This window comes from Dolichospermum sp. LEGE 00240 (assembly GCF_015207875.1).
Classification (GTDB): Bacteria; Cyanobacteriota; Cyanobacteriia; order Cyanobacteriales; family Nostocaceae; genus Dolichospermum; species Dolichospermum gracile.
In genome coordinates, this window is the sequence record NZ_JADEVZ010000002.1 from 183,314 (window position 1) to 201,700 (window position 18,387).

An 18,387-nucleotide genomic window follows, 5' to 3' on the forward strand; every position below is an offset into this window, starting at 1 on the left:
AGGGAATTTATTCCCTGGCTGTCTGTCTGTCTTACATCTTTGCGTGAAGTACAAAGAAAGGCTACTATAAAAAATAGTATTATAACAGACAAAGGACTATGAAATTTTCCCAGGGATTAGGCGTAGTTCTAGGGACAACAACCCTAGCTATAGTACAATACCAACCCGTATCTGCCTTAACTCCTGTACAAGTTAATGATATCGCTAAACCAATCACCGTCATGATTGGTGGATTAGATGGTAAGGGTTCAGGAGTAATTATTGCCAAAAATGGTAATACCTACACCGTGCTAACAGCCAATCATGTGGTGAAAAAAGCGGGATATGGCATTTATGAGATTATCACCCATGACGGGCAAAAATACCAGATGGAAAAATTCCCCAATTTAATTAGTAATATTCAAGATAATACCCAAGCTAATACCCCTCCTAATAATCCTAGTCCTACAAATGAACCTACACCTGTTATATTTCAAAAGTTAGAAGCATTGTTAAAAGCAGGAAAATGGCGAGATGCAGATTTAGAAACTTGGGAATTGATGAAAAAGTTGACTAAACGAGAACAGGAAGGATGGTTAAGACTTGAAGATGTGAAAAATTAGGTAGAAAAATGCCATAGGGAATCAGCGTTGTCTCTGGCGGGAAGTCGTGGTCTAATGATACTGTTGGCATCCGAGTTGTACCACCTCGGTCAAATTCTCCCACCTTGACTGCCACCTTCGCATCAATGGATATCCGCAGAGTATGAGGGTCATTATCAGCTTCAGTATTAATCTCTTCGACTTGTTCAAAAATAGCTTCTGTTTCGGGAATCTTCTTGATAGGCTTAGTTTTAAGAACTCGTTTTAAGGTATAACCCAAATCATTCAATTTTCGGCGAATTGTTTCAGATGTTGGTAGTTCTTCGTTCGTGTATCCACATTGTGCAATTAGTTGACGACGAACTTCACTTGCTGTCATGGGTGTATATAATCGTGTACTTTTAAAGCTGGGGTCAGTTTGACTTTGTGGGTCTACTAAGGATTTTATATCCTTCAATAAGTTCGGTAATTTTACTTCTGCCCCCTTGCGTCCACTTCGGTCGAAACCATCAATAATCGGCTGACCACTTTCTAATTCCTGCATCCCTTTCCTGATGGTCCTGTCTATTCCATCCTAACTCCCGTTCTACTAAAGTCTGTCCCCCTATTCCCAATCCTTTGACTACTTCTGCCATGAATTGTCTTCGGTCGCTTCCCTTGAGTTTTTTGGCTGTTTTTATATACAGAGATTTTAGGTTCTCCGTGAGTTCAATGATAGATTTTGGACGCATGAGGTTAGCTGCACACTGAAATTATCTTCTCTCATTATAGGATCAATTATTCTGTGGAGTTCTCTTAATTGACAATTATAATAATTATTTATCAATGCGAAACCTGACTCCTGCTTCAATTTTCTTCCTATTCCCTGATTCAAAATACTAAACTCCAGTATAACCCCAATGTTAATTAGACTTCAAATTAAAACTCCAGAGAAATTACCGTTTTTAGAAAAATTATGTTGGCAAAGAGAAGATATAGAAAATCTTACTCCTTTAGAAATGCTGAGAATATATGAACGCGGGTGGCATTACCGGGGAGTTTTAGGCAACTTGATCCATACGGAAGCCTTATTTGTGCAACAATTAGCTGAATATTATCATTCATGGTTAGGAGCGAAAATGTTTGAAAGGGAATTTCATCAAAAAATTTTAATTGTTCTTAATCAATTAAATGCTAATTTTTTATTAGAGTGTGGCGCGTATTTTGGCGGTGGGACTCTGGTTAGTTTAAATCATGGGGAATATAGATTAAGTAAGGATATAGATTTTCTCTGTTCCACTGGTACTGGCTACCGATTACTGCGCCAAAAAATAGCTGAAAATCAATATAATGCCCTTTTTAACACTCAAAATAATCTCAACCTACCCGGAGAAATTAAAGCTGACCAGTACGGAATAAGATTTGCCATTATTGTTGATGAAACTCTGATTAAATTTGAGATAATTATGGAAGGACGGATTGAATTGGGAGAGGCAGATTATCCCAGTTGGTCGTCTGTCCCATGCTTAAATCAAATTGACAGTTTTGCAGAAAAACTTTTAGCTAATTCTGACAGATGGAATGATTCCTCGGTAGAGTCGAGAGATTTAATTGATTTGGCTATGCAAAGGCTCAATTCTCCCATTCCTCAAGCAGCTATTGAGAAGGCAGAATCAGCTTATCCTGTAATTGAACCTTTAAAAAAAGCGATCGCCTTTTTCCAAAATCACCCCAATTATCGAGACAAATGTTTTACGGCTTTGGGAATTGCCGAACCTAGTAAAATTATTGATGGTATTGATTTAATGGCGGCTGATTTTAATTTAAACAAGACAACTAGAACATTTAGCGAATCTCAACAAGACTGGGAATGACGAAACTATAGTCACTTGGTTTATAACAAAGTTGAAGCCACAGAGATATCATATCTTTGTCCAGATTCTGTCACATCAAAGTCCATGATTAACCGTTTAATGTGCGAGAAGTGCTGATTTTTTCTAGTAATTAGTTCAGTAATCATTTGTGTAACCCCCTGTTGAGTTTCTGCATCCTGAGACGACAACTGTTGTTCCAGAAAAGTATCAAGTATTGTTTTTTGTTCTGATTCAGGCATTACCGCAGCATTCCAGGCTATTGCAGCTAAACTCAATAAAGCCTTACATTGTTTCAAATTGTGTACTGTATCTAAATAAGGTTCAACGAACTGTTGGAGAACCTCTGACATTTTTATAGCCCCCTTGGGTTCTATCGGTATATTTGCAGCCAATTCCCCAAATACACCCCCTTGCATCTTTTCTCTAAGTGCTTCGAGATTTTTATGTTTCTCTTGGGAACTTGGTGTATTCTAGTTGACCCTGCCGCAAGGTTTCCAGGACATGATCGGGTAAATTCAACAATGGCAAACGACCCCCTGGGCAATCTTTTTCAACACTGCGATCGCTGGATGTTTGGGGTCATATACAGCCAAGGGTTGACTATTCATTACTGCATCCGCAAAGGCTGTGGCCCGGGGTATCTTCGGATAAACTTTGGCTAGTGGTGATAACTGTTGTTCCAAAGCCTCCAAAATCACTTTGTCTTGGTTGGCGTTCACATACAACGTTGGTACAAATCCGGCGATCGCTAATTTCGGATTGATATGTTTCTTCACCTGTTTGATGCTATCCAACAATAACTCCGTTCCCTTAAATGCCTTGTAATGAGTCTGAACTGGTACCACGAAAAGCTGATTGATTGAGTAAAATCTTTGCTTCTCTTAAAGTTTCTTCACTTTCAGATAAACGGTACTCAATTAATAACTTTAGTTGCTGATTTATCATACAATAATACCCTCCTGTAAAACCTTAGACAGTAAGGGACAGGAAGAGAGTTTTAGGCGATTTTAGTTTTCTTCACATACCTTTAAATTTTTCGGTTCACCTACTTACCTTAACAGTCAACTGTTAACAATCATCTCTTAATAACTCAGAAAATCCTGAGAAATAGCAAAGGTTTCGCTAATGATTTCTGATGCTAATTGATTCCTATGTCGCGCTTCGCTATCAGATTTGAGTAGAGGATAGTCCTGATGACCATTAGAGGATGATTGAGATTGTAAATACATTCCCATAGCTACACTGGGTAGATAGCTAATATTGTAATTTGCCACCTTTGCAGAGGCTACCGAAACAAAAGACAGATTAAATAAACTGTGCAAAGGTAACTTGTATAGGTCACGGTGGGGAATTAAAATGATTGTCTCTACCCCTTCCAATTCTTGAATAATTGTGGAAATATTCAAGATATTTTGCAACTCTAATAGTTTGGATAGTGTTGCTGACTGTTGCCAATCTGCTAACCATTGTTCAAATTCAATTAAGCGTCTTACTCCCTCTGGAATTGCTTCTATATCTTGGATAGGTGTAAAAAGTAAAATGGGAGATGGGGCTTGATCTTTGATAATGAATGTGTGCAAAGCGGCTGGACTAATATGCCAATAAATTATAGCTGTGGATGGATTCAGCAATTTTTGAATAACATAATAATTCCCCGACTGAAGTTGATAATTTAAATCAGGTATTAACCACTGTAAACAATTATTTTTACCCTGTTCAGCGATTTCCCAAGCTTCTACTAAGTCTCCTGTATTTACAGCCAAATCAACTGCTAGTTGTCCCAAACCTATGAATTTTAGTAAGAGTTGTTTTTTATTTTCATCAGAACGGGTGGGCTGATTGAGTAATTGTTGTAATAGTTCAATTCCCCATTTTTGTAGTTCTTGGGCGGCTGTTGTTTCTCCTAAACAAACAAGGACTTTGACTAGAAGTTGCAAAATTTCTAAATGCAAGTCAGGAAAACCTTCTGGTGTGAGGGTGGATAGTGCCAATTGGTATTCAGACATGGCATGATGCCAATAATCCCGATGTGCAGTTGCTTTTTTGCCTTGCTCGTAATAAGTATTACCAATAGCTATATGTAATCTTCCCCAACCTTCTGGATGGGTATCGGGGCGAAGATGTTTTAAACCTTCTTGATAACTAGCTAATTTACCTTCATAGCCGCCTAAGTTGAGGGCGGGATTGGCGGCAGAAATGCTGCTGACGACAATTAGTGATGATTGTTGGGGGGTGAGATGACCAGCAGCGGCCCCTCTTCCTAGCCAAGCTTCCCAATAGTCTAGTTTAATTTCTAAGGCGCTGTCATAGCAGGAAATGGCTTGAGGGAAACGATCTAGGTAAAATAGGGCTACGGCTTGGTTATACCATGCCGGATGGAAATCGGGTTTGATGCCGATCGCTTGTTGATAGGAGGCGATCGCATCTTCCCGACAACCTAAGTTTTCAAAGGACACACCCCGGTTATACCAAGCTAAATAAAATTCTGGTTGCACAGCCAGGGCTTGATCCCAAGATTCAATCGCTTCTGACCATTGTTTTAAATTAAATAGCACCACACCCCGGTCTATCCATACTTCATGATAGTTGGGTTCGAGATGGAGGGCTTGGTCGTAACTAGCGATCGCCTCTGCATATTGCTCAACCACAGCTAAAGCTATACCTCGGTAATACCAAGTTTCCCCGTCTTGGGGTTCTAAATTCAAGGCTTGATCATAACTATCAATGGCTTCCCCGATCAAACCTAACTTGAGTAATGCCAAGCCTCTGCTAGACCAAGCTGGTTGATAATCTGGTTTAATAGCGATCGCTTGATCAAAAGAAGCAATAGCCCCATCAAAGTCTCCCAACTCACCGAGAATACCGCCTCGGCTATACCAAACCTTATAGAAATCCGGTTTGAGAGCCAGGGTTTGGTCATAAGCAGCGATCGCCTCTGTAAACCGTTGCAAATAAAACAGTGTCAACCCCTGATTAAACCAATATTCATAAGCTTGAGGTTGGATTTGACTAGCTCGTTTATACAAATCCAAAGCCGCTAATAAGTTTCCATCCTTAGCTTGCTGTAACCCTTCATAAAATAAACTTTCTGCCGGATTAGTAACAACCATTTGTGATCTGGATTGCTGCACAATCTGACCATCACGAATTGCCAATTCCGACGCTAACTGCTGAACAAGATTGTTACTTTGCTCCAACCGCACCACCAACTCATCGAAAGTGGCTGCTAACTGCGGTTCTAAATTTACCAAAGACTCATGCCAGCTTTGCTCCCTGGGAGATTCTGGATCGGCAATTATATCCGCTACATTCTGGGAAAATTCCTGAATTTTATGCTCATAACTCTGATAGTCATTTTCCGTCTTGGCAGTATTGTCAAAAATATCTTCAGCCAAAAACTCATGACTTAACTCTAGAGACTCACCAGTGAATGGCTCCTCAACCATTGGGGATTGTAGACTACTTACAGGTTCCATTTCCTGATATTGCCAAATTTGTTCCCCAAATTGGCGCAGCAATTCTTGGCCAGGAGTATCTAACTCCCCCTGGGTCGGTATGGAAATTTCCCACTCCTGTGACTCTTGCGTACTTTCATACTCCCGATGAAGATTGCGCCGCAATAGCTGCATCCCAATGTCATAGGACAAGTTACTAACCTCTCCAATACTCAACTCACCCAGTTTCACCATCCGCTCCGCTAACTGAAGATTCGGTGCGGGAGAAGCTAATAATTTGTCTCCAAATATCAACAGCCAATCTATCCAACGGTCAGCAGTAATACGCGGTTCCATCCGCTGCAAATACTTTAATGCCCATTGTTGTCCTCGCGCTTGATGCACTCCTTCTAGGAGTTCGTTAAATAAGAACTCTAGATCCGCATTCGTGAGTTCTGGTGGTTGATCTGCCACCAGATTGCCTTGACTAGACTTGGGATCACCTATCCCAAGACGGCCAAAGGGGTACTGTAAAAATCTGTTAAGCCACTGCAAGAGCCACCTGAACATCTGCCAATTTATGGGATTTTCTTTCTCCTAGATTGTAGCTATTGTTGTGTCAAAAAAATTATTAATTACGGAAAAGTCTAGAAAATTTAATAGACCTGCGTAACAATACTAATAGCTACACCTAACAAATCAAACTTGAGTTAAGTAGATGAACAGAAAAATTTAAAGGTATGTGAAGAAAAGTAAAATCACTCCAAACTCTCTTCCTGTCCCCAGTTAAGAGTTCCCTGTTCCCTTGCCCCAACGACAATTTTTAACGCCCACCTACTTATGGGGATTTGTCTTCATCAGACTGAGTTAAAAATCCTTTTTATACTATTTCACAAAAAGCGTAATTTTCCCTAATCCTGTGTTTCCTAAAACTGAAGACTATAATCACGAAAAGTGTCAGTCCTCAGTTTTGATTATACAGAAGGTTCGTTCGCTTCATTATACTGATTAACCAATGCCTGAATAATCTCTTCGGGATTTTGTGTTTCCACTCCTAATTGTTGGGAGATTTGTTCACATAGGTTCTCATCCTGTTGCAACATCATCAACAGTTCATCTAGGGTGACAGTTTTGTATTCCCCTTCGGATAAATTTTCCTCTGTGTTGGCAGATACTAAGGGATTACTCTCGACTACATCAGGACCATCATATTCCCAAATTGGTTCTCCTGGATTAAGTGTTAAGACTTTCATGCCTATATCGTAGGACAGATTGCCGATTTCCCCAACTCCTAGCTCACCAAGTTGGACTAATCTGGCTGCTAATTCATTATGTGGTTTAGCAGATGCTAATAATCTGTCTCCAAAACGCATTAACCATTCTAACCACTGTTCCGTACTAACACGATGTTCAAGATTATGTAACCATTTTTGCGCCCAAGCTTGTCCCTTGACCTGATGAACCCCTTCTAGTAGTTCTGTAAATAGAAATTCTAAATCTGTATCACTTAGGGGTGGAGCTACTTGTGTGGGGACTTCCTCTCGACTAAGGGTGAGATTTTGTTTACCACCAAACAAGTGCCGAAAAATTTTTTTGAGCCATTGAATTAGCCGCTTGAACATTTGATGCACCATTGATGTTGCCTATTAAAATTTTAGCTGTGGGAGTGACTAGTAGTTCGTCAAATTTATTTTGACGGATAAGGAGAAAATGAACCACGAAGGACGCAAAGAGCGCGAAGGAAGAAGAAAAATTTATTTACCCGTCAATTAGTTTTTGACAGACTACTAGAGATTTAAAACTATAAAAATTTTAGATTTTAGATTCAAAAATTTGGTACAAGACCCGTCCTTTAGGGTGGAGTCAATTCAAAATCGAGCGCTATGAGTTGTTACAATAATAAAACCCAAAAATTTACCTGGAATATAATACGGATTTAAACCTGTCTCCATGTCTTACGAACCACTGCACCATAAGTATCGGCCAAAGAGCTTCGCTGAACTAGTGGGTCAAGAGGCGATCGCTACTACCCTAACAAATGCCATCCTCTCAGCGAAAATCGCCCCTGCCTATTTGTTCACTGGCCCCAGAGGTACAGGAAAAACTTCCAGTGCGAGAATTCTCGCCAAATCTCTCAATTGTCTCCAAGGCAACCAGCCAACCCCCCAACCCTGCGGCGTTTGTGAAATCTGTCAGGGTATTACTAAAGGCTATTCTACTGATGTTATTGAAATTGACGCTGCTAGTAATACTGGTGTTGATAATATCCGGGAACTGATTGAACGGGCGCAGTTTGCCCCGATGCAGTGCCGTTATAAAGTATATGTGATTGATGAATGTCTAACAGGAGATTCTTTAATTCTCACTAATACCGGACTTGTTCGCATTGACAACCCGAATATTAAAGGACAAAAAGTTCTTAGTTACAATGAATCCTCTAAAAAATGGGAATTTAAAAAAGTTGTCCGTTGGTTAGATCAAGGGGAAAAGCAAACTTTAGTTATCAAAACAACTCACAGAGAAATTAAGTGTACAAGTAATCATTTAATCAGGACTGATCAGGGATGGATAGCAGCCAAAGACGTAAAAGAAGGAATGAAGATACTATCCCCTGTGAATGTGGATGCGGCACGCTCATTTACAAATTTGGAAAAGGTAGAATCTGTTCACCTCGCTGGAGTTGAGCGAGTTTATGATCTGGAAGTTGAGGATAATCATAACTTTGTAGCTAATGGATTACTAGTACATAACTGTCATATGCTAAGTACCGCAGCGTTTAATGCGTTACTTAAAACCCTAGAAGAACCACCCAAGCACGTTGTTTTTGTTCTGGCGACAACAGACCCACAAAGGGTATTACCAACAATTATTTCTCGTTGTCAAAGGTTTGATTTTCGACGGATTCAGTTAGAGGCAATGGTAAAGCATTTAACACATATTGCCGATAAAGAAAGTATTAATATTTCCCATGATTCTCTGACTTTAGTAGGACAAATTGCCCAAGGGGGATTAAGAGATGCAGAAAGTTTATTAGATCAATTAGCTTTAGTCGCTGGGGAAGTGACACCGGATAAAGTTTGGGATTTGGTGGGTTCAGTCAGCGAAAAAGACCTATTTGGATTGTTAGAAGCGATCGCTCAAGATCAAGCAGAAATAGTCCTAGACACTACCCGGAAAATCCTCGATAGAGGACGAGAACCCCTAATTATTCTCCAAAATCTCGCCGCTTTTTATCGAGATTTTCTCATCGCTAAAACTGCCCCCAATCGTCAAGATTTAGTTGCTTGTACTCAGTCAACTTGGACATCATTAGTTGAATTTGCCCAAAAATTTGACATCAGTACCATTTTGCTAGGACAACAACATCTAAGAACAGCCGAAGTCCAACTAAAAAACACCACTCAACCCCGGTTATGGTTAGAAGTAACATTACTGGGATTATTACCCAGTGCCAATATTCAAATCCCAACTGCAAATATCCTGCCAAGAACCAATACAACCGCTGCAACCCCAACATATCCACCCGTTGCTGCACCACCAGCATATCCACCCACAAATCACAATCCATCTGTTAATTTCGCACCACCACCACCCCAAGAACTTGTATCTCCACCACCCACAAACCATCAACCAGTAGGAGAAAGTTCACAATCCGATTTAACTCAACTTTGGCAACAAGTTCGTGGACATATTCAACAGTTACCCACACAAGCATTACTGGGTCAAATGTGCCACTTAATGGAATTTAATGGTCACACTGCCCGTGTAGGTGTAAAAGCGGTTTGGTATGACAAAGTGAAATCTTATTTACCTATTATCACCACAGCCTTTAGACAAACTTTCCAGCAAGAAATTCAAGTTACTTTAGAAAAAGCTACCGCTGCAAACACCACATCTACCAGGAGAAATCCACCACCACCAACTTCTCCTCCAGTTCAACAACCACCAGAACCACAACCCACACCACAACCAGTAGCTACAGTATCCACGCCATTACCCACACCAGTCCAAATTGAGCCTGTTGTTACCAATACAGCACCAGTACAAACTCTTTCTCCGCCATCGGTGTTACCATCTCCATCAAATTGGGATCATGATGGAGTCGTTAAAGCTGCGGAAAGTTTAGCCAAATTCTTTTCGGGAGAAATTATTCGGATGACAGATGACAGTTTCCAACTATCGGACTCTGTTAGTTCTGCAGAAACACCGGAGATATATGAATCCTATGTTGATGATGAATATAATTAAATAAGGAATGTGAATTAAATAAGGTGCAAAAGTAGGGTGTGTTAGCGACAGCGTAACGCACCATTCCAGGTTACATCAGAATTGCAGGTTATTAAATTTGCGTTCCTAAGAGAACTCCACAAAAAAATGATCCAATTTTGTGGGATGGGCATCCTTGCCCGTCCTTGATGATTAGCGGGCAATTCGTCCCGCACCACAAGAAATTTTGGGATATTTTTTTGATTGGAAGTCTCTAATAAACCTGTGCTGCATGAGTTGTCATTGCGAGTGAAAGGAAGCAATCTCTTGACAACCGATAAACCACCTAACGCAAAAATCTCTCAAACCCTTATTCCTCTGTGTCCTCTGCGCCTCCGTGGTTCGTTAATCAGGATAATTTATTTCTTGGAAGTCCCTAAAACTAACGCAACGCCGGCGGTAATCGTGGTCTACCGGTAGAAATTGCATAGTTAATTACTAACAATTGTAACCATAATCCTGGAAAGCGATTTTCTAACCAAGATTGATTCCATTTTAAGAATTGTGGAAACCATGTCCCCAAAATCAGACTGACTAAAGCATGACGAGCAAAGCTCACATAATTACCCAGCCAACGTAATAAATCTCGCCAACCAGCTAATTGCCAAATCCACAATAATAAAGCCGGATTTTTCATGGCTGCTTTCAAAGCGAGACGGTTAAAAGTGAACCAATCACAACGATCTTTAATGAAGTTATCTGTAACTTCTGGGGTTTCATCTGTTAATAACCCAAAGAAAGTATTCAGCATCCCATTTATCATTTGGGGGGCGATAAATTTGCCAGTAGGAACCATCATTCCTTTAGAAAATAACCACATTACCGCCACATTACTTTGGTAAGCCCGAATTTTATTTAAGTGTTGCTGACTTAATAAATCATGTTTGAGCGCGATATTTAACAGAGTAGTTAATCGGTCTAAATTGCGGACTAAAGACCCAAAACCAGTAAAAACTAGAGGAGACTGCAAAGAAGCAGCATCACCAATGGCAATTAATCTATCAACTGCAATAGTGCGATCGCTACTATCTACACTAAAATGTCCTGGTATATAGCCAAAAGTGGGTTTCCTCCACACTAATTTATCCAAATCACAACGCCGATACTCTGGCAAAATTGTGAAAAAATCCTCATACATTTCCAACAGAGAACCAGGATTTTGCTCATTCACCTCATGATAGTGAAACAGATAAATCGTCAACTCTTCCCCAACCCCAGGAAACAACTCCCAAATTAACTGTCGTCCCCTAGAAATATCCCCATGACTATAGAGAACATCCCCATATTCAGAATCCCAAACCCCAGGCTCAAAGCCCTTTTCAATCACCGCTCCCACCGTTGGACACACACTATCAAAAGCCCGACCACCATTTAATTGCCAAGCGATCGGTGAAGCCGTTCCCATTGCATCTATCAACAACCTTCCACTCACTTGCCGTTCATTGCCACTAGGCAAATGTTTGACATTAATAGCAACTTGTGTAGAACTAATATTCACCTGGGAAAACTCCGTTTCGTCCCAAATATCACCACCAGCAGCTTGAAGTTTTTGTCCACATAATGCCAGTAACCTTTCTGAATCTAAAGCTATATTCAGAACAGTAGGAGTGTGGAGAACAGGGGATTTTAACTTAGCAGGATTATTCCCATCAAAAAACTTATTAAAACCGTCCTTATACTCCCTAGAAATAATTTCTGCTAATTCAGCATTTGTTAACAAACCCAAATTGATTAAACTTTGGATTTCATCACGAGAAATATTCCATTCTCTGTTCATTTTACCAAAAGGTAATCTTTCCACCAACAGCACCTTATAGCCCAATTTAGCCATCACTGCCGCATGAATTGACCCCAAAGCACCACCAATATAAATCAGGTCATACTCAGGACTAGCAGCAGGAGAAAGAATAGGTGATGTTTCCTGGCTATTCCCTTGATAAAATACCACTTGACGGGGCTTTTGCGGATTTCTTACCCCTTCGCGCCACCGTTGTTCCCACCAGTAAGCCCGGTTGAGGTGATATTCCCCATTAGACATTTTCTGAAAATACTTAACAGTTAAGGGATAATAAGGTTCTAGCTCTGCGAAAATTGAATTTTGGGCATCAATGACAGGTAGTTCCGGGTAGCAATTAGGAAAGCGACCTCTAATTTCCTGTGTCAGAGATTGGAGAATACCTCTCTCCCCTGGAAAAGGTTCATCTCCCCAACGGAATACCTTGAGATAAGTTGTTCGCTGCACCGACCACACAAATATAGACAGTTCTACATCACCAGAAGTGGGACTTTGAACCGCGCTTCTCAACCGCAAACCATCTGGGGTAATTAATTTTTGCCCATTTTCAACAACAAAATCTGTTTGTAGCCATTTGCTAACGGATACTGTATCGGGCGTAGGAATTTCTAAATAAAGAAGTTCTTGCATATTTTTCTGACATCTCCTATCCATTTACTCACTTAGACAGATTAAAAAAAGGCAGAAACTAGGTTAGACTCTGCGCTAATTAACTTCATAAAGATCCCATAAAGAATTTTAATGATTTATCAAGTGTAAGGACTCAGCATACATAAGGTTTGAGATTGAAGAGAACAGAGAAGAAAAATCTTTTTCCGCCTTCTTTCTACCTCCTGCTTCCTGACTGAGCGCAAGTCCTGCGCCCCTACATCATGACTCCTGACCTCTGAATTCTTACTATCAAGTTTATTGTTCATATTGTAAATTTCCTAAACCCACGCCATGAATTATCCTATCCCAGACAGTCCCCAAGAAATATCTGCACTCAGAAAACAGCCAGTTGATGAAGAACTAGTTGCTGCGGTAATTGCTGGTGTAGTTAGAGTTGTTCGCGCCCAGGGTCAGTCCTTAGATCAATTAACGACCCAAGTATTAGCGGATGATCAGATGTTAGATAGACAACAAAGACGCTGGTTAAGTCAGTTGGTTACTCAAGCATGGGAAAACTTTCCTTAATACCTACAATATATACTTGAGAAGGTCATAACTAATTGGTTGCTTGCTCCAGTATTAATACTTATTTTTTAGCGCTTTCTACAGAATGCTACGCAAACAAGTTACCTAAAGGTAAGCTATCGTTCCACCTTCAGATATGATCTATTGTGGGAATCAATACCTTGTCCATTTCCTGCTTTGTTGGGTTAAGCGACAGCGCGACCCAACGCATTTGTTCGGTTTTATACTAATCGCTCCGCGAACGTTTACGTTCCACAACCTAACCTACAAATCAGGGAATAAGACCAAATTGATAGAACAAAAATTACTGAAAGTTAGAAAACACAGGGTTAACACATAAGCTGTTATTCTAGTTTTTTTTAATTTTCCTTAACCTTTAATTATTTATTCCTTAAATAAATTGGGATAGATTCTCTTTATAGTCAAAAACTTACTCATTTTTTTAGAGATCAAAAAGACTAAAATCTCCCTTGCAGACTAAGTAACAACAAACCTCTAATTGTCAATACAAAAATTATGAATTCAATTCAACTTAACCATATCGGTACTATCAAATTAAGCGGCGCAGAAATTTCTGATTTTGACCCCATATCTCAACGCCTGTTTGTGACTGGAGAATCTGGGAATAAACCTGTTCTCCAAGTAGTGGATGTTTCTGATGCAAATAACCCCACTCAAGTTACTAACATTGATCTTTCTAGCTTAGGTGCAGGAATTCAAAGTGTAGCCGTCAGAAAAGGCATAGGAACTGGAAATAGCATTGTGGCGATCGCTATTTCTGCAACTACAAGTACCGACCCTGGTAAAATTGCTTTTTATGACGCTGTAACTCTCACTAAAATTTCCGAAGTAACAGTAGGTGCTTTACCTGACATGATCACTTTCACTGCGGATGGTAGCAAATTACTTGTCACCAACGAAGGAGAACCCAGTGAAAATTATGCCATTGATCCAGAAGGTTCAATTAGTATTATTGATGTTTCTGGAAACATTGCCAGTTTAGATAACAGTAAAGTTACAACTGCAAATTTCACGGCATTTAATGGGCAAAAAGAAACTTTAAAAGCCGCCGGAGTCAGACTTTTTGGGCTTAATGCCACCGTTGCTCAAGATTTAGAACCAGAGTATATTGCAGTTTCTCCCGATGGCAAAACTGCATTTATTACCCTACAAGAAAATAACGCCTTTGCAGTTTTAGACATTCCTACTGCTAATATTACTAAAATTGTTCCATTAGGTTTTAAAGATCATAATTTACCAGGAAATGGTCTTGATGCTAGTGATAGAGATGTTAATGGTACTTCTAGTGGTGGAGGTAAAATTAATATTCAAAATTGGCCAATTTTCGGGATGTATCAACCCGATGCAATTAGCTCTTTTCAAATTGCTGATAAAACCTATTATATCACCGCCAATGAAGGAGATGCGCGGATTCGTCCTACAGCAGATGGTACTTTTGGTAATGAAGGATCACTATTTAACGAAGAAGCAAGAGTTTCTAGTTTAAATCTTGATCCTACAGCTTTTCCTAATGCTACTGAGTTGAAAAAACCGGAAAATTTAGGACGTTTAACCGTTACCAATAAACTAGGAGATACCGACGGAGACGGAGACTTTGATCAACTTTATGCTTACGGCGCTCGTTCTTTCTCAATCTGGGATGATCAGGGTAAATTAGTATATGACAGTGGCGACCAAATCGAACAAATTCTCAAACAACAAACGCCTACATTCTTTAATGCTAATAATGGTTCAGCCACTGAATTTGATACTCGTTCCGATAATAAAGGACCTGAACCGGAAAGTGTAATCGTTGGTGTGATTGATGATGTCCCTTATGGATTTGTGGGCTTAGAACGTGCGGGTGGTGGGGTAATGGTTTATAACCTCAGTAACCCAACTGCACCTGAGTTTATTCAGTATATTAGAACCGAAGGTGATATCAGTCCTGAAGGTTTAAAATTCATTTCTGCGGCAGATAGTCCTAATGCTAAACCAATGCTGGCAGTTGCTAATGAAGTTAGTAATACTGTTAGCTTTTATGAAATAGCTTCCCCACCAAAGTTAACTACTTATGAATTTCAAAATCTACCCAAATTAGGCACAACTTCTACCGGACAAGATATATTTTTGGGCGGGTTTTCTGGATTGTATTTCCAAGGTGTAGCAGATAATGGCAATCTCAAATTTGTTACTAATACAGATCGTGGTCCCAATGGTGAACCCACAGGTCAAAATAGACCGTTTTTATTACCCAATTTTCAACCAGAAATAGTCAGTTTTGAACTCAATCAACCGACTAATCAAATCACAATTACCAAAAGAACTGGGTTATTTCGTGAAGATGGTACAACTCCATTAACTGGACTTCCCAATGTCCAAGCTGGGGCTGGTGGAACAGCTTACACTGATGAAATTGGCGTTGATTTAAATGGTCAAATCTTACCTAATGATACTTTAGGGGCTGATGTCGAAGGTATCGTGATTGCACCAAATGGCAACTATTGGCTGGTGGATGAATATCGTCCCGCAATTTACCATTTTGATGTCAATGGGAAGTTACTTGATCGTTTTGTTCCCCAAGGAACAGCAGCAGCCACAGAACCAGATCAACCCGCAGGGACTTTTGGAACTGAGGTATTACCCGCAGTTTACGCCCAAAGACGGGCAAATCGCGGCTTTGAAGCAATAGCACTAGAAGGTAACAAGTTATATGCTTTTATTCAAAGTCCAATTGATAATCCCGATAATGGCACTGATACAACCTCCAGAAATTCCCGTAATTTGCGAATTTTGGAATTTGACATAGTTTCTAAACAGGTAACTGGTGAATATCTCTATCTCTTGGATGATATTACAGGCAGTGGTAATGCCAAAACTGATAAAATCGGTGATGCTGTTGCCTTGGGTAATGGTAAATTTGCCGTTGTAGAACGAGATGATAGAAGTGATAATACTTCCAATAAACTTATCTATCAAATAGATTTAGCAGCAGCGACTAATATCAATAATCCTGCTAACTTTACTTTGCCAAGTGGTAAGACTATTGAACAATTAAGCCCGGCTGAATTAACTACCGCTGGAATTATTGCTGCTAACAAAACTTTAATTGTTAATGCAGCCCAAATAGGTTACACCGGGGTTGAAAAATTAGAAGGTTTGGCATTAGTTGCCCCCAATATTCTCGCTGTGATTAATGATAATGATTTTAATGTTGCAGGCACAACAATTCCTGAGAAACTAGGCATTATTGAGCTACCTGATTATCTACCTATTACTATTAGTGGTACTTCAGGAAATGATTCACTAACAGCCTTTACAAGCGGTTATACTGTACTAGGTTTAGCAGGTAATGACTATATTAGTGCTGTTGAAACAGGAAGAGGTGGCAATATCCTGGATGGTGGTGCAGGTGATGATGAAATCTTTGCTAAGGAAAATGATACGGCTTTAGGTGGTTCAGGCAATGATCAAATATTCCCCGATCGCAATGACAAAGTATTTGGTGATACTGGTAATGATATCATCTTCTCTGGTCTTGGTGGTAACACCTTAACAGGTGGTGATGGTCAAGATACCTTTTGGTTAGCTAATGCTGCATATCTGCAAAGTCCCAACATAATTACCGATTTTAATCCAGCACAAGATTTATTAAACGTTAATGTTGATGGGTTTAAGGACATAAATCAACTTACACTTTCACCCCAGGGAGATGACACCTTAATTAGTGCGAATAGTAATCCCTTAGCTATTCTGAAGAATTATGAATTACCACAGTTTGCTATCACCTCAGCTTCAGCAACAGAAGGAAATATCATAATTTTCACTGTCACTCGGACAGGAAATAATTCATCTTCACAAAGTGTAACTGTAACTACCTCTATTGCTACAGGTGATACAGCCAGTGATACTGACTTGACTGCAAAAACAGCAACTTTGACTTTTGCACCGGGAGAGACTACTACAACCTTTGCTGTCCAAACAACTCCAGATGTCCTGTTTGAAGGAAATGAGACATTTACTGTCAGTTTAAGCAATCCTACAAATGTATCAATCATTAGTTCTACAAACGCCACAGCCCAGGGAACTATTACTAATGATGACGCTGCACCCATATTTAGCATTGCTACCGCTGAGGCATCAGAAGGAAATGCTATTAACTTTACTGTAACTCGGACAGGAGATGCCCAGGCTCAACAAAGTGTGACTGTAGTTACCTCTATTGCTACAGGTGATACAGCCAGTGATACGGACTTGACTGCAAAAACGGAAACTCTGACTTTTGCACAGGGAGAAACTACTAAAATCTTTGCTGTCCAAACAACTCCAGATGTCCTATTTGAAGACCAAGAAACTTTTACTGCTAGTTTAAGCAATGCTACCAATGGTGCAATCATTAGTTCCACAAATGCCACAGCCAAAGGAACAATTAATAATGATGATGCTGCACCCATATTTAGTATTGCTGCTGCTCAGGCATTAGAAGGAAGTGCAATTAATTTCACTTTGACCCGCACTGGAGATGCTCAAGCTAACCAAACTGTTACCGTATCTACCTCTATTGAGGCACAAAATACAGCAACTGCCAGTGACTTTAGTGGAAATACTCAAACTCTCACATTTGCACAGGGAGAAACGACTAAAACCTTCACAGTTGCCACAATTCAAGATTCCCTTGTGGAAGACAATGAGACTTTCACTGTTAGTTTAAGCAGTCCTACCAATGGTGCAATTATTAGTTCTACAAATGGAATAGCTTTGGGAACTATTACTGACGATGATACACCAGCGGAATTTAGAATTTCGGCGGCTGAAGCGTTGGAAGGAAATGCCATCAATTTCACTGTGACTCGTTCGAGAGATAATCTGATTGCTCAAAGTGTAACTGTAGCCACTTCTATTGCGACAGATGATACAGCTAGTGCAAATGACTTAACTGCAAAAACTCAAACTCTGACATTTGCCACAGGAGAAACTAGCAAAACTTTCACTGTTCAAACAACTCAAGATAGCCTATTTGAAGGCAATGAGACTTTTACTGTGAGTTTGAGTAATCCTAATAATGGTGCGGTTGTTAGTTCCACAAATGGCACAGCGAAGGGAACAATTAATAATGATGACGCTGCACCCATATTTAGTATTGCTGCTGCTTCAGCAACAGAAGGAAGTGCAGTTAATTTCACTGTCACCCGCACAGGAGATGCTCAATCTAACCAAAGTGTCACTGTAGCCACTTCTATTGCGACAGATGATACAGCTAGTGCAAATGACTTAACTGCAAA

10 protein-coding genes and 1 pseudogene are annotated in these 18,387 nt (G+C 40.0%); 5 read left to right on the top strand and 6 right to left on the bottom strand.

What is annotated here, in order from left to right:
• The first annotated feature begins 368 nt into the window (after positions 1-368).
• Entirely contained in the window at positions 369-602 is a 234-nt protein-coding gene (locus IQ226_RS24830; RefSeq protein WP_228039180.1) for a GUN4 domain-containing protein, read from the top strand.
• On the opposite strand, the pseudogene IQ226_RS00865 reads toward IQ226_RS24830, so the two are convergent.
• Positions 586-1,294: pseudogene (locus IQ226_RS00865) on the bottom strand (ISAzo13 family transposase); the annotation flags it as partial. The gene IQ226_RS24830 and the pseudogene IQ226_RS00865 sit on opposite strands and share 17 nt — an antisense overlap.
• Positions 1,295-1,480: 186 nt before the next feature.
• On the opposite strand from IQ226_RS00865, the gene IQ226_RS00870 reads away from it, so the two are divergent.
• On the top strand, positions 1,481-2,434 hold the full coding sequence (locus IQ226_RS00870; RefSeq protein WP_193890888.1) for a nucleotidyl transferase AbiEii/AbiGii toxin family protein: 954 nt from the start codon (positions 1,481-1,483) through the stop codon (positions 2,432-2,434).
• A 20-nt stretch (positions 2,435-2,454) separates the two neighbouring features.
• Here IQ226_RS00870 and IQ226_RS00875 read toward each other — a convergent pair whose 3' ends face one another.
• The 4 genes from IQ226_RS00875 to IQ226_RS00890 form a co-directional block, all read right to left on the bottom strand.
• Complete coding sequence (locus IQ226_RS00875) at positions 2,455-2,850, bottom strand: hypothetical protein (RefSeq protein ID WP_193890891.1); 396 nt, start codon at positions 2,848-2,850, stop codon at positions 2,455-2,457.
• A gap of 99 nt (positions 2,851-2,949) precedes the next feature.
• Positions 2,950-3,279 carry a ParA family protein gene (locus IQ226_RS00880; protein ID WP_228039174.1) on the bottom strand — a complete coding sequence of 110 codons (330 nt, stop codon included), beginning with the start codon at positions 3,277-3,279 and terminating at the stop codon, positions 2,950-2,952.
• Between the two features lie 237 nt (positions 3,280-3,516).
• Positions 3,517-6,342 carry a tetratricopeptide repeat protein gene (locus tag IQ226_RS00885; protein WP_370567056.1) on the bottom strand — a complete coding sequence of 942 codons (2,826 nt, stop codon included), beginning with the start codon at positions 6,340-6,342 and terminating at the stop codon, positions 3,517-3,519.
• Positions 6,343-6,842: 500 nt separating this feature from the next.
• The gene (locus IQ226_RS00890) at positions 6,843-7,502 is read right to left on the bottom strand and encodes a hypothetical protein (RefSeq protein ID WP_193890897.1); all 660 of its coding nucleotides are present in this window, start codon (positions 7,500-7,502) and stop codon (positions 6,843-6,845) included.
• 316 nt (positions 7,503-7,818) lie between these two features.
• Between IQ226_RS00890 and dnaX the strand changes: the two genes are divergently transcribed.
• On the top strand, positions 7,819-10,116 hold the full coding sequence (gene dnaX, locus IQ226_RS00895; protein ID WP_193890900.1) for a DNA polymerase III subunit gamma/tau: 2,298 nt from the start codon (positions 7,819-7,821) through the stop codon (positions 10,114-10,116).
• Between the two features lie 400 nt (positions 10,117-10,516).
• Here the strand turns inward: dnaX and IQ226_RS00900 are convergent, their stop codons facing one another.
• On the bottom strand, positions 10,517-12,559 hold the full coding sequence (locus tag IQ226_RS00900; protein WP_193890903.1) for an NAD(P)/FAD-dependent oxidoreductase: 2,043 nt from the start codon (positions 12,557-12,559) through the stop codon (positions 10,517-10,519).
• A gap of 312 nt (positions 12,560-12,871) precedes the next feature.
• Between IQ226_RS00900 and IQ226_RS00905 the strand changes: the two genes are divergently transcribed.
• Positions 12,872-13,105, top strand: coding sequence for a hypothetical protein (locus IQ226_RS00905; protein WP_039200269.1), 234 nt, complete (start codon positions 12,872-12,874; stop codon positions 13,103-13,105).
• A 516-nt stretch (positions 13,106-13,621) separates the two neighbouring features.
• Positions 13,622-18,387 (top strand): choice-of-anchor I family protein (locus IQ226_RS00910; RefSeq protein ID WP_193890906.1); only part of this gene is annotated, 4,766 nt, incomplete at its 3' end.